Source organism: Streptomyces cyaneus (assembly GCF_004028635.1).
Taxonomy (GTDB): domain Bacteria; phylum Actinomycetota; class Actinomycetes; order Streptomycetales; family Streptomycetaceae; genus Streptomyces; species Streptomyces cyaneus.
Window position 1 is genome coordinate 1,226,701 of the sequence record NZ_ML138678.1, and the last position, 12,562, is coordinate 1,239,262.

Sequence of the window (12,562 nt, forward strand, 5' to 3'; positions counted from 1 at the left end):
CGGACCGGCGACCGGTAAATCCGTTGGCGCCTAAATCCGTTGGCCGCCCGAACACCGGGACGCCAACCTGGAGTTCATGGACCCGCAGCACACAGCACCGCCCGACCTCACCTGGCTCGGCCCCCCCGATCGACGCCCGCCCCCTCTTCGCCCCCGAGCACACCGCCCTGATCGCCACCCTGCGCGCACTGGCCCCGGCCGACTGGGCCCGGGAGGCGGTGCCCGGCTGGAGCCTGCACGATGTCGCCGCGCACCTGCTGGGCGACTGCTACGGGCGCCTCGCCCGGCACCGCGACGGGCACAGGGAAAGCCCCGGCTTCGCGCCCGGCGAGGACTTGGCGGCGTACATCCACCGCATCAACCAGCAGTGGGTCGACGCCAACGCCAGGGTCAGCCCCGCCGCGCTCACCGACACCCTGGAGCTGGTCGGCGCTCAGGTGGCCCGCCTCTTCGAGGGCACCGACCCTGCGGCGCCCTCGATCGGGGTCTCCTGGGCCGGTGTCGATCCGGCGCCGTTGTGGCTGGACACCGCACGGGAGTTCACCGAGTACTGGACTCACCGCCAGCAGATCCGCCACGCCACCGGCCAGGACACCGACCCCGACCCGAGGCCCCTCTCCATGGTCCTGGACACCTTCCTGCGCGCCCTGCCGCACACCCTGCGCGACACCACCGCCCCCGCCGGCACCCAGCTCCAGGTCCACGTGGACGGCCTCGCCGGCGGAATCTGGACGGCCACGGCCACCACCACCAGGGGCGATTGGTCCCTGGCCGAACCGACCGTCGGCCGCCCCGCCGCCCTCGTCCACCTGGACCCGGAGACGGCCTGGCGCCTGTGCGTACGCGGCATCGAACCGGCCGACGCGCTCACCCGTGCCCGCACCGACGGCGACCGCAGGCTCGCGGAAGCCGCCTGCCGGATCGTGTCCATCGTCCGCTGACGGGACAGCCCCCGAGACCGCACCCCGCGAACCCCATACGGAGTCGGATCCCATACGGAGTCGGATCCCATACGGAGTCGGACCCCATACGGAGTCGGACCCCACAGGAGCAGCTCCCAGCAGCTGCTACCCCCGAGGCCCCCCGGAAGACCCCCGGACCATCAGCTCCCCCCGAATCGTCGCGATCCCCCCGGGCGGCGGCTCCTCCCGCCCCATGGCGATCCGCCCGGCCCGCGCCCCCGCCTCCGACAACGGCAACCGCACCGTCGTCAGGGAAGGCACCGCATCGATGCTGAACGGAAGGTCGTCGAAGCCCGCCACCGACACATCGTCCGGAATCCGCAGCCCCGAGTCCCGCAGCGCCGCACACGCCCCGAGCGCGACGGAGTCGTTCGCCGCGACCACGGCCGTGAGCGACGGATCCCGGCGCAGCAGCTCCAGCGTGGCCTCGTAGCCGGACTGCCGGTCGTAGCGGCCGTAGACCGTCCAGCGCGGGTCCTCCTGGATCCCGTGCGCCTCCAGCGCCGCCCGGTGGCCCTCCAGCCGGTGCCGGGTCGTCGTGCGCTCCTGCGGGCCCGCGATGTAGCCGAGGCGTCGATGCCCCAGCCCGATCAAGTGCTCGGTCAGCTCACGGCCGCCGCCGCGGTTGTCGAAGGTCAGCGCGATCGCACCGGTGTCCGACGCCGGCGGCCGACCGCACAGCACCACGCGCGTCCCGGCGTCCGCCAGCTTCCGCAGCTTCGCCGCGACCGCCGCCGCGTGCGGCGCGTCCTCGACCGCGCCGCCGGTCAGGACGACCGCGGCCGCCCGCTGCCGCTGGAGCAGGGTCAGGTACGTCAGCTCGCGCTCCGGGGAGCCGCCCGTGTTGCAGACCACGGCCAGCCGCTCGCCGCCGGCCCGGCCGCCCGGCCCTCCGATCTCCAACTGGATCGCGCTCGCCATGATCCCGAAGAAGGGGTCGGCGATGTCGTTGACCAGGATGCCGACCAGGTCGGAGGTGGCCGCGGCCAGCGCGCTCGCGGGACCGTTCAGTACGTAGTCCAGCTCGTCCACCGCCCGCAGCACCCGCTCACGGGTGGAGGCGGCGACGGGGTAATTCCCGTTCAGCACGCGCGACACCGTCGCGGGGGAGACCTGGGCGCGGGCCGCCACGTCCGCCAGGGTCACCGTCATCTCGTCGTCCTCCGGTCGCGCATCTCGTCGTACCACCTCGTACTGCTCACAGACAGGCCTGCCTCCTCGTAGACAGGCCGTCGGCGGCCACGGTTCCGTGTATGTCGAGCAGACCTTACGGCCAAGAACCCCCGTTGTTCGTCCCCTCGAACAACTCAACCCGGTCACGGTCTTGTCCGGACCCCTGGTCAGAGGCTAGCTTCTTATCGGATAGAAAGCGCTTGCTGTGACGCTCATCAGGTTGGGGGGGCGTACGCGGCACGCAGAACCGCGTACGACGCCTACGAAGGGAACGACGTGACACGCAAGACGGTGCGTATCGCCATGAACGGTGTGACCGGGCGCATGGGCTACCGCCAGCACCTGGTCCGCTCCATCCTGGCCATCCGTGAGCAGGGCGGCCTCGACCTCGGTGACGGCACCGTGCTGTGGCCGGAGCCGATCCTGGTCGGCCGCCGCGAGCACGCCCTGAAGGCGCTCGCCGAGCAGCACGGCCTGGGCCTGGAGAACGTCTCGACCGACGTCGACGCGGTCCTCGCCGACCCGACCGTCGACATCTACTTCGACGCCCAGGTCACCTCCGCCCGCGAGGAGGCGATCAGGAAGGCGATCACCGCGGGCAAGCACATCTACACCGAGAAGCCGACGGCCACCGGGCTGGAGGGCGCCCTGGAGCTCGCCCGCCTGGCCGCCGACGCCGGCATCAAGCACGGCGTCGTGCAGGACAAGCTCTTCCTGCCGGGCCTGCTGAAGCTGAAGCGGCTCATCGACGGGGGCTTCTTCGGCCGGATCCTCTCCATCCGCGGCGAGTTCGGCTACTGGGTCTTCGAGGGCGACTGGCAGGACGCGCAGCGCCCGTCGTGGAACTACCGGGCCGAGGACGGCGGTGGCATCGTTGTCGACATGTTCCCGCACTGGGAGTACGTGCTGCACGAGCTGTTCGGCCGGGTGAAGTCCGTCCAGGCCATCGCCACCACCCACATCCCGCAGCGCTGGGACGAGAACGGCAAGCCGTACGACGCCACCGCCGACGACGCCGCGTACGGCATCTTCGAGCTCGAAGGCGGCGCCCTCGCCCAGATCAACTCCTCCTGGGCCGTGCGCGTCAACCGCGACGAGCTGGTGGAATTCCAGGTGGACGGCACCGAGGGCTCCGCGGTCGCGGGCCTGCGCAACTGTCGCGTCCAGCACCGCTCCCTCACCCCCAAGCCGGTCTGGAACCCGGACATCCCGGCCACCTACTCCTTCCGCGACCAGTGGCAGGAGGTCCCGGACAACGCCGAGTTCGACAACGGCTTCAAGGCCCAGTGGGAGCTGTTCCTCAAGCACGTCTACGCCGACGCCCCCTACCACTGGGACCTCCTCGCCGGCGCCCGCGGCGTCCAGCTCGCCGAGCTGGGCCTGAAGTCCTCGGCCGAGGGCCGCCGTATCGACGTACCGGAGATCTCGCTGTGACGATCCGACTGCCTGACTTCAAGGGCGGCGTGCGGGCGTACGAGCCCCGCAGCGAGCCGCTCACCCTCACGCCGGGGGCGCCCCTGACCTCCCGTACGGTCTTCTCGGCGGCGCACGTCGTCGCCGACCCGTACGCCGATGTGTCGCCCGACTCGCCCGCCGCCGTCGACTGGGACGCCACCCTCGCCTTCCGCCGTCACCTGTGGTCCCACGGGCTCGGCGTCGCCGAGGCCATGGACACCGCCCAGCGCGGGATGGGCCTGGACTGGGCGGGCGCGGCCGAGCTGATCCGGCGCAGCGCCGCCGAGGCGAAGGCGGTCGGCGGCCGGATCGCCTGCGGTGTGGGCACCGACCAGATCGCCGGCGGTTCGCTCGCCGAGGTCCGGGCCGCCTACGAGGAGCAGCTCGCCCTCGTCGAGGAGTCCGGTGCGCAGGCCATCCTGATGGCGTCCCGGGCGCTGGCCGCCGCGGCCTCCGGGCCCGAGGACTACCTGGAGGTCTACGGCCACCTCCTGCGCCAGTCCGCCGAGCCGGTGGTCCTGCACTGGCTGGGCCCGATGTTCGATCCGGCGCTGGAGGGCTACTGGGGGTCGAGCGACCTCGACGCGGCCACCGACACCTTCCTGGAGGTCATCGCCGCGCACCCCGACAAGGTGGACGGCATCAAGGTGTCGCTGCTGGAGGCGCAGCGGGAGATCGACATCCGCCGCCGCCTCCCGCAGGGCGTGCGCTGCTACACCGGCGACGACTTCAACTACCCCGAGCTGATCGCGGGCGACGAGCAGGGCTTCAGCCACGCCCTGCTCGGCATCTTCGACCCGCTGGGCCCGCTGGCGGCCGAGGCGGTGCGCGTCCTCGACACCGGGAACGTGGCCGGCTTCCGTGAGCTCCTCGACCCGACGGTCGAGCTGTCCCGCCACCTCTTCCAGGCGCCCACCCGCTTCTACAAGACCGGCGTGGTGTTCCTGGCCTGGCTGGCCGGCCACCAGTCGCACTTCACCATGGTCGGGGGCCTGCAGTCGGCCCGCTCCCTGCCGCACTTCGCCCGCGCCTACGAACTCGCCGACGGACTGGGCCTGTTCCCTGACCCCAAGCTGGCCGAGGAGCGGATGAAGAACCTGCTCGCCCTGTACGGAGTGGCCCAGTGAGCACCGGACTTGAACGCTTCTCCATCAACCAGATGACGGTGAAGCAGCTGAGCATGCCCGAACTGGTCGAGATCTGCGGCGATTTGGGCGTGGTGAACGTCGGCCTGTGGCGCGAACCCGTCCAGACGTACGGCCTGGAGGCGACGGCCAAGCTGGTGCGCGACGCGGGCCTTACGGTCACCACCCTGTGCCGCGGCGGCTTCTTCACGGCGATCGACCCGCAGGAGCGGGCGAAGGCGCTGGACGACAACCGCCGGGCCGTCGACGAGGCGGCGACGCTGGGCACGGACGTGCTGGTCCTGGTCTCGGGCGGCCTGCCGGCCGGCTCCAAGGACCTGCACGGGGCGCGGGAGCGGATCGCCGACGCGCTCGGCGAGCTGGGCCCGTACGCCGAGGAGCGCGGCGTGAAGCTGGCCATCGAGCCGCTGCACCCGATGTACGCCTCCGACCGCTGCGTGGTCTCGACCCTGGCCCAGGCCCTGGACCTCGCGGAACGCTTCCCGGCCCACCAGGTCGGCGTCACGGTGGACACGTACCACATCTGGTGGGACGACACGGCTCCGGAGCAGATCGCACGGGCGGGGGCGGGCGGCCGTATCCACACCTTCCAACTCGCCGACTGGACGACGCCCTTGCCGGAAGGCGTCCTGACCGGCCGCGGTCAGATCGGGGACGGGGCGATCGACATGCGGGAGTGGAAGGGGTACGTCGAGGCCGCCGGTTACCGCGGGGCCATCGAAGTCGAGCTGTTCAACGACGTGCTGTGGGCGCGGGACGGACGGGAAGTGCTGGCCGAGACCGCGCGGCGTTTCGTGGAGCACGCCGCGTAGTGAGGCGGGGTGGTCCGCCCGCGCCGGGAGGGCGGACCACCCTGTGCTTCAGCGGCCGATGCGCTCCCGCTGGGCCGCGAGAGCCGCCTCCTCCACCCGCTCCCGGTGCTTGTCCCACCACTCCACGTCACCTGGCGCCATGTTGGAGTCCCCCGTGCGCAACCCCGTTGCCCCGTCGACGAGTTCGCGCACTATGTCCGCGTGGCCGGCGTGACGGTGGGTCTCGCCGATCATGTGGACGAGAACCCGGTGGAGCGTGATGTCGATCGGCGTCTCCCCGGGGATTCGGCCGACCGCGTCGAGAGGCAGGGTCTCGATCGTCACGTCGGCGTGGGCGCAGACCCGGCGGTAGTCGTCGACGATCTGTTCGCGCGTCTCGTCGGCGGTCGCCCACAGGTCGGCATTCGGCTCGGGGGCGTCGCCGGTGATCCATAGTGGGGGTGCCGGGCAGGGGCGGCCGAAGGTGTCGCCGAAGTAGAACGCCTCCGCGCCGGTCACGTGCTTGACCAGGCCCAGCAGATTGGTGCCGGTGGGGGTCATGGGGCGGCGGACGTCGTACTCCGACAGGCCTTCGAGCTTCCAGAGGAGGACGTCGCGCGCGTCCTGGAGGCAGCGGCGGAGGTCCGCCGTGAGGTCCGATCCGGTCGTCATCGGGCCAGTCTGGCCATGGAGATGATCCTCCGTCACCGTCTTTTCGGGGCCGGTGACTTCCCCGCCGGCGACGGCGGCTGGTACATCATCCGGATGAGCAACGGGGGAAGACCAGAGGGTGCCGGACCCGTAACCCGGCGTGCCGCCAGCTGCTGTCTGGTGCTGCTGATGATTCCGGCTGCCCTTGTCGCGTACTTCTGGTACACGGTCTGGCACGCCGACCAGGTGAACAGCGAGCGGCAGCAGGACACCCTGAACTCCATTCTCCGGCGCGCCCATGAGCAGGCGGACGACACCAGCCATGCGCTCACCGCGAGCGGTTCCGGCGCCGATGCCGACACGCTGACCGGGGTGATCTGGCGGCACAGCGAAACGCCGCTCATCAGCTACGACCCGGCACATCACCGGTTCACCGCCACCGCGCGCAGGGCCGACTTCTACGACAGCGAGGGGGTGATTCTGGGAAGCGGCTCCGTTCAGATCGCACGCTGCCTGCGCTTCACCTTCACCCGGGACTCCGGTTCGGACTGGACGTCCACCGTGGCCGTGCGGGACTACGAGGAGTGCCTGCCGGGCACGCGGATCGGCACCTGGGCCGGCACCGCGCGGAGCCGCATCGCGCAGATGAGCACCATGGAGCTGACACCCACCGGAGTGCAGCGCGCCCTCGACCCCACCGGCAAGCTCGGCCACTTCGACGTCAGGACCGTCCAGCGCAGGGGGCGTACCGCCACCGTCACCGTCCTGATCGAAGACGTATACGGGGCAAAGGCGGACGCCCCGGCCAAGCAGTGCTATCGGTTCGTCCGGGACCTCGGCGGCGAATACGGCGACGACGTGACCAGCGTTCCGCTGAGCGCCTGCCCGAGGGCCGCTTGAGAGCCGCTTGAGGGCCGCACCCCCTGCCGAATCCCTCGTTCCGCGTCTATCACTGGCCCCACCGATGATTTCCGGGCCCCGCTCCGGTCTCCATTGCCGTAATCACCCGAGCAGCACCCCGCAGCACCCGAGCAGCACCCGAACGCAAGAACCAGGAGTGTCTTCCATGCGCATCGTGATCACCGAGTTCATCAGCCTCGACGGCGTCGTGCAGGCCCCCGGCGGACCCGAGGAGGACACCGACGGCGGGTTCGCACACGGTGGCTGGTCGCACCCGTACTTCGACCCGGAGGTGCTCGGCGCCACGTTCACCGAGGGGCTGGAGAAGGCCGAGGCGCTGCTGTACGGGCGTCGCACGTATCTGACGATGGCCGCAGCCTGGCCCGAGCGGGCCGGTGACCCCTTCGCCGACCGGCTGAACTCCCTGAAGAAGTATGTCGTGACCGACACCCTCGGCGACGACGAGCTGACCTGGGACAACACCACCCGCATCCCGGGCGGCGAGGCCGTCGCCCGGATCCGCGAACTGCGTGAGCGCGAGGGCGGCGACCTGGCGATGATGGGCAGCCCCACCCTCGTGCGGACCCTCATCCAGGAAGGTCTGGTCGACGAGCTCCAGCTCGTCGTGATGCCGGTGCTGCTGGGCGGCGGCAAGTCGATCTTCCCCGAGGACGGCGGGAAGCGGCCGTTCGAGCTCGTGTCCACGGTCACCGGGAAGACGGGCGTACAGGTGTGCGTCTACCGGCCGGCCGCCGAGGACTAGCAGCGAAGGCGCGGGCGTCCTACGCTCGACCCACGGTATCTCTGACTGAGTCAACCATCCGGGGGTCGACGATCATGACCGTCCATGACATCCGCGCCTTCAACCGCTTCTACACGAACGTCATCGGCGCCCTCGACTACAGCCGCCACCTCTACGCCCCGTACACCCTCACCGAGTCCCGCGTCCTGTACGAGCTCGCGCACTCCCCGCGGACCGACGCGGCCGATCTGCGGGCCGAACTCTCCCTGGACGCCGGGTACTTGAGCCGGATCCTGAACAAGTTCGAGCAGGACGGGCTCATCGAGCGCACGCCCTCCCGGGAGGACCCCCGGCGCCGCCGCGTCACGCTCACCGCGCGCGGCCGGGAGACCGGCAAGCTGTTGGAGGAGCGGGCGACCGAGTCGGTCGGCTCGCTGCTGTCGACGGTGCCGGCCGACGAACGCCCGCGCCTCGCCGAGGCGATGACGACCGTCCGTACGATCCTGTCCCACGGCCGCCCGCCCCAGCGCGAGGACGTCCTGCTGCGTGAGCCCGGCCCCGGCGACCTCGGCTGGATCGTGCAGCGCAACGCCGCGCTGTACGCCGCCGAGTACGGCTTCAACGCCGACTACGAGGGGCTGGTCGCGAGGATCGTCGCGGACTTCGCGCAGGACCACGATCCGCATCTGGAGCGGGTGTGGATCGCCGAGCTGGACGGGCGGCCGGTGGGCTGCGTGATGGTCGTACGGGACGAGGCCCCCGCCACGGCTCGGCTGCGGCTACTGCTGGTCGAGCCCGACGCCCGCGGGCTCGGCATCGGCGACCGGCTCGTCGCGGCCGTCGTCGACTTCGCCCGCGGCGTCGGCTACCGCGACCTGGTCCTGTGGACCAACGACGTCCTGGCCGCCGCCCGCCGCATCTACCAGCGGCACGGCTTCACCCTCGTCGCCGAAAAACCGCACCGCTCCTTCGGCAAGGACCTGAACGGCCAGGACTGGCGCCTGGATCTGCAGGGCACGCCGGAGTGAGACCTGCCCGGTCACACGGGTTTCCAGGCGGCGTCGCGCACTTGGTAGACCTGGACCCGCTGGGTGACGGCGTCGCCGTAGCCGTCGAAGCCGACCCGTCCCATCGCTCCGTCGAACTCGACCTTCTGCACAGCTTTCCGCAGGTCCTCGCGGGCCGTCGACGGCAACTTCTCGCCGGTGACGGGCACGCCCTCCTTGAAGGCGCGGATCAGCGCCCAGGTGGCGTCGTAGGCGTACCCCCCGTACGGGCCGTAGGGGGCCGCATAGCCGGCCTTCTTGTAGTCGGTGACGAACTGCTCGGCGGACTTGAGCGACTCCGCGACAGCCCCGCCGAGGGTGCAGATGTCTCCTGCTGCGCCGCTGCCCGCCTGGGAGGCGTACGTGTCGTCCAAGAGACCGTCACCGCCCGCGACCCGGATGTCGGGATCAGCGGCGTGCACCTGCTTGCTCAGCGGAGCTGCGGCAGGATACTCGCCGCCGAAGTACACGACGTCGGCACCGAGAGAACGAGCCCGCTCCACCTCGTCGGTGAAGTCACGCTGTTCGTGGTCCACCTGAGCCTGACCCACGACGGTTCCGCCCTTCTCCCGGAAGGCCGCCTTGAACATCTCCGCCATCGACCGGCCGTAGTTGAGCTTGTTGTCGATGACGAAAGCCCTGCGCCGTCCGTCCTTTCCGTACAGGTATGCGGCCGCAGCGGGTGCCTGCGCCGTGTCGTTGGCCACCGTGCGGAAGTAGGTGTCGTACGGCCTGGACCGTGTGCCGCCCAGCCAGTCGGTGCCCAGAGTGAGCTGGGGAGCGGAGTTCGCAGGAGAGATCTGGGGCAGGTGAGCCTCGAAGAAGACCTTCTGCATGCTCCCCGCGACGCCCGCGTTGAGCGGCCCCACGACTCCGACCACGTCGGGGTCGGCGACAAGTTGCGTGGCGTTCATCTGCCCCGTGGCGGGCTGGGCCTTGTCGTCCAGGGCCTGGACCTTGAACGTGACACCGGGGACGAAGGCGTCCTCGTTCGCCTTTTCCACGGCCAGCTCCGCCGAGTTCTTGATGCCCTTGCCCAACTCCGCGAGGTCACCGCTCAAGGGGACGCTCACGCCGATGCCGACGACGAGGTTGTCCTTCCTGTTCTTCGCGCTCGCGGAGCCCCCGGATCCGCCGCCGTCCGACGATCCGCCCTTCCCTCCCTCGTCGAAGAAGGCGTCCAACGTCACGGGCAGTGTTCCCAGCGCGGCGGCCAACACGGCGGACAGCACCACGACCGTGCGGCGACCGAGCCGCCCCCGACGTCTTCTCGCCGACGCGGAGTCGGCCGTGTCCGCTGCCTTCTCGGCCGCGGCGTCGCCGGCCGGCTCGTCCTCGGCCGACGGGTCCGACGTGTCTTCGGGCGGCTCGTCCTCGGCCGATGAGTCCGACATGTCTTCGGGTGGTCGGTAGCGATTGCGGGCCAGGGCGATCGCGCCCGCCGTGTTGCCGTTGCGTTGCTGGGGAGTCGGCCGGCCCTTGGCCACCAGGGAGCCGTACAGATGCTGGTACAGCGTCATCATGGTGAGCAGGGGCGGCGCCTGCGGGATCCCGTCTTCGAGGGCGCCGATCAGCTCACCGGTGAACGCGGTGTACGTCTCCCCCGGCGGGGCCAGCGCCGTCCTGGTCTCCGACGTCGCGGTCAGCACGAACGTACCGCTGATGTCGGACATCCCGCCGAGCCCCGAGGACGACATCGCGCCGTGCAGGGCGAGGCCGCTCCAGCAGCAGTCCAGGATCACCACTTTGCGGCGCGCCCGGGTCTGCGGGCTCAGCAGGAGCTCGCGGATGTCCTGGTAGCGCAGGGCGCTGTAGAGGCGTCGGGGGTTGGTGCGGGGGAGGGCCAGATAGAGCTCGTTGGACAGCTCGTGCACGAAGCCGTGTCCCGCGTAGTAGACGAGGAGGGTGTCCTCGGCCTCGTCGGCGAGTCGGGCGACCTCCTCCAGTGCCTGGTCGCGGTCGGGTTCCGCGAGCACACGTACATGGTCGGCGGCCAGGCCCCACACGCTCGAGTCACTCAGGAGTTCCGCGAGCCGGGTGAGGTTGCGGGATACGGCGGGCAGCGGTTCGAGGCCGGGATCGGCGAAGGAATGCGCGCCGATCAGCAGTGCCCTGCTGCGTGCGGGTTCGGACAGTTCACTCATGGCCGAGGTCAATCGGGCGTGGTGGTCGCTGCCGGGGTGCCGTTGCTCGGTTCGGCGGCCGGCGGCGCGGTCAGCTGCCGCACCAGCCGTTCGATCTGCTCGGCGTCGGTGCCGCTCACGGTGACGGTGACGCCGTCGCGTTCCACCCGGACGCTCGGCCTGTTCCCCCGCGACTGGCGCCAGCTCGCCACGGCCACGAGCAGTCCGCCCAGGCTCACCGCATTGCTGAGCACGACGTCGATCAGATCGAGCCCGGGGCCCATGGCGCCGGGCGCCGCGTTCCTGCCGCGCAAGGTGAGAGTCGCGCCCGCCGTGTCGGGGTCCCGCAGCAGCCAGCGCTGCAGTGCGCGAAGCTGTCCCCCGTCGTCGTCGAGCACGGTGATACCGAGCCGCATGCTTCCCCCTCGCACGCTCGCACGCCGCCGATTTCGGCATCATGCAGGTGATTTTCGGCATCATAGCGACGCCACGAGCACCCGGCGCCGACTGTGGAAAACCTCGTGCGGAACAGTCCGCACGCAGTATCCCGGGCCTCCCCGGGCTCTCCACGGGCTCTCCCCGGGCTCTCCCCGGCCTCCCCCGGACCCCTTGCCGGATGTGCCTCCCCCCATTTCCCTGGCAAGGTGGGATGCATGAAACTGGCGTTCTCCACCCTCGGCGTCCCCGGTCTCCCCCTCCCCGACGTGCTGCGGCTCGCGACCGCGCACGGGTATCACGGCGTCGAGTTGCGCACGCACCCGGAGGAACCGGTGCACACCGGCCTGGATGCCGCCCAGCGGGCGGACGTGGTGGGCGAGTTCAAGGCGGCCGGCATCGAGCTGCTGGGTCTCGCCGGGTACGCGCGCGTGGCCGCACCGGGTGACGACGGGCCCGTGATCGAGGAGATCCGCACCCTCCTCGACCTCGCCCACGACCTCGACGCCGGCTTCGTCCGCGTCTTCCCCGGCGCCGACCCCGAGCAGAGCCCGCAGTCGGCGGACGCGATCGCCGCGCGCCGCCTCGGTACGGCCGCGGAGTACGCCGCCGACCTGGGCGTACGGATCCTGCTGGAGACCCACGACTCGCACCGCACGGGCGCCGACGCGATCCGCGTCCTCGGCCTGGTCGGCCACCGCCACGTCGGCTCGCTGTGGGACGTGATGCACACCTGGCTGGGCGGCGAGCAGCCCTCGGAGAGCTACGCCGCCCTCTCCCCGTACCTCGGCTACGTCCAGGTCAAGGACATCGCCTCCGCCGACGACACGACCCCGCTCCCGCTCGGCACAGGGGTGCTGCCGCTCGCCGAGTGCGTGGAGGCGCTCTCCCGGCACGGCTGGGACGGCTGGCTGTGCTGGGAGTACGAGAAGCGGTGGTACGAGGCCGCCGCGCCGCTCGACGGACTGCTGGACGCGGGCCGCGAGCACCTTTCCCGGCTGCTGAACGAGTCGGCCTAGGCCCGGCCCGTAATCGAGTCGGCCTGGGCCCGGGCCCGGGACCCGTTAATTCGGTGGCCCGGCACGAGGGGCGCCGTATAACGTCCCCCCTCGTGCCCGAATCCATACCGCGTTCAGCCA

At 70.9% G+C, this 12,562-nt stretch carries 11 protein-coding genes and 1 pseudogene; 8 read left to right on the forward strand and 4 right to left on the reverse strand.

Annotation, left to right across the window (positions count from 1 at the left end; genetic code table 11):
• The first annotated feature begins 76 nt into the window (after positions 1 to 76).
• A pseudogene (locus EHO50_RS05445) lies at positions 77 to 941 on the forward strand (maleylpyruvate isomerase family mycothiol-dependent enzyme).
• A 126-nt stretch (positions 942 to 1,067) separates the two neighbouring features.
• On the opposite strand, the gene EHO50_RS05450 reads toward EHO50_RS05445, so the two are convergent.
• Positions 1,068 to 2,114 (reverse strand): LacI family DNA-binding transcriptional regulator, encoded by a 1,047-nt coding sequence (locus EHO50_RS05450; RefSeq protein ID WP_128428615.1) that lies wholly within the window; start codon positions 2,112 to 2,114, stop codon positions 1,068 to 1,070.
• 297 nt (positions 2,115 to 2,411) lie between these two features.
• Between EHO50_RS05450 and EHO50_RS05455 the strand changes: the two genes are divergently transcribed.
• Genes EHO50_RS05455 through EHO50_RS05465 form a run of 3 tightly spaced genes read left to right on the forward strand, consistent with a single transcriptional unit; the run spans position 2,412 to position 5,547 of the window.
• Positions 2,412 to 3,569 carry a Gfo/Idh/MocA family protein gene (locus tag EHO50_RS05455; protein WP_128428616.1) on the forward strand — a complete coding sequence of 386 codons (1,158 nt, stop codon included), beginning with the start codon at positions 2,412 to 2,414 and terminating at the stop codon, positions 3,567 to 3,569.
• On the forward strand, positions 3,566 to 4,717 hold the full coding sequence (locus tag EHO50_RS05460) for a dihydrodipicolinate synthase family protein (protein WP_128428617.1): 1,152 nt from the start codon (positions 3,566 to 3,568) through the stop codon (positions 4,715 to 4,717). The genes EHO50_RS05455 and EHO50_RS05460 overlap by 4 nt, the downstream gene beginning before the upstream one ends.
• A 32-nt stretch (positions 4,718 to 4,749) precedes the next feature.
• On the forward strand, positions 4,750 to 5,547 hold the full coding sequence (locus EHO50_RS05465; protein WP_128428994.1) for a sugar phosphate isomerase/epimerase family protein: 798 nt from the start codon (positions 4,750 to 4,752) through the stop codon (positions 5,545 to 5,547).
• Positions 5,548 to 5,595: 48 nt separating this feature from the next.
• Here the strand turns inward: EHO50_RS05465 and EHO50_RS05470 are convergent, their stop codons facing one another.
• Positions 5,596 to 6,198 (reverse strand): DinB family protein, encoded by a 603-nt coding sequence (locus tag EHO50_RS05470; protein ID WP_128428618.1) that lies wholly within the window; start codon positions 6,196 to 6,198, stop codon positions 5,596 to 5,598.
• Positions 6,199 to 6,213: 15 nt separating this feature from the next.
• Here EHO50_RS05470 and EHO50_RS05475 point away from each other — a divergent pair, with 15 nt between their 5' ends.
• The 3 genes from EHO50_RS05475 (at position 6,214) to EHO50_RS05485 (ending at position 8,847) form a co-directional block, all read left to right on the forward strand.
• Entirely contained in the window at positions 6,214 to 7,077 is an 864-nt protein-coding gene (locus tag EHO50_RS05475) for a hypothetical protein (RefSeq protein ID WP_128428619.1), read from the forward strand.
• Between the two features lie 166 nt (positions 7,078 to 7,243).
• Positions 7,244 to 7,840 (forward strand): dihydrofolate reductase family protein, encoded by a 597-nt coding sequence (locus EHO50_RS05480; RefSeq protein ID WP_128428620.1) that lies wholly within the window; start codon positions 7,244 to 7,246, stop codon positions 7,838 to 7,840.
• A gap of 74 nt (positions 7,841 to 7,914) precedes the next feature.
• Positions 7,915 to 8,847 (forward strand): bifunctional helix-turn-helix transcriptional regulator/GNAT family N-acetyltransferase, encoded by a 933-nt coding sequence (locus tag EHO50_RS05485; RefSeq protein ID WP_128428621.1) that lies wholly within the window; start codon positions 7,915 to 7,917, stop codon positions 8,845 to 8,847.
• 11 nt (positions 8,848 to 8,858) lie between these two features.
• Here EHO50_RS05485 and EHO50_RS05490 read toward each other — a convergent pair whose 3' ends face one another.
• Positions 8,859 to 11,009 carry a caspase, EACC1-associated type gene (locus tag EHO50_RS05490; RefSeq protein WP_164904753.1) on the reverse strand — a complete coding sequence of 717 codons (2,151 nt, stop codon included), beginning with the start codon at positions 11,007 to 11,009 and terminating at the stop codon, positions 8,859 to 8,861.
• 8 nt (positions 11,010 to 11,017) lie between these two features.
• A complete protein-coding gene (locus EHO50_RS43885; RefSeq protein WP_164904754.1) occupies positions 11,018 to 11,404 on the reverse strand; it encodes an effector-associated constant component EACC1 in 387 nt (128 codons plus the stop codon).
• 237 nt (positions 11,405 to 11,641) lie between these two features.
• Between EHO50_RS43885 and EHO50_RS05495 the strand changes: the two genes are divergently transcribed.
• Complete coding sequence (locus EHO50_RS05495; protein ID WP_128428623.1) at positions 11,642 to 12,442, forward strand: sugar phosphate isomerase/epimerase family protein; 801 nt, start codon at positions 11,642 to 11,644, stop codon at positions 12,440 to 12,442.
• The last annotated feature ends 120 nt before the right edge of the window (positions 12,443 to 12,562 follow it).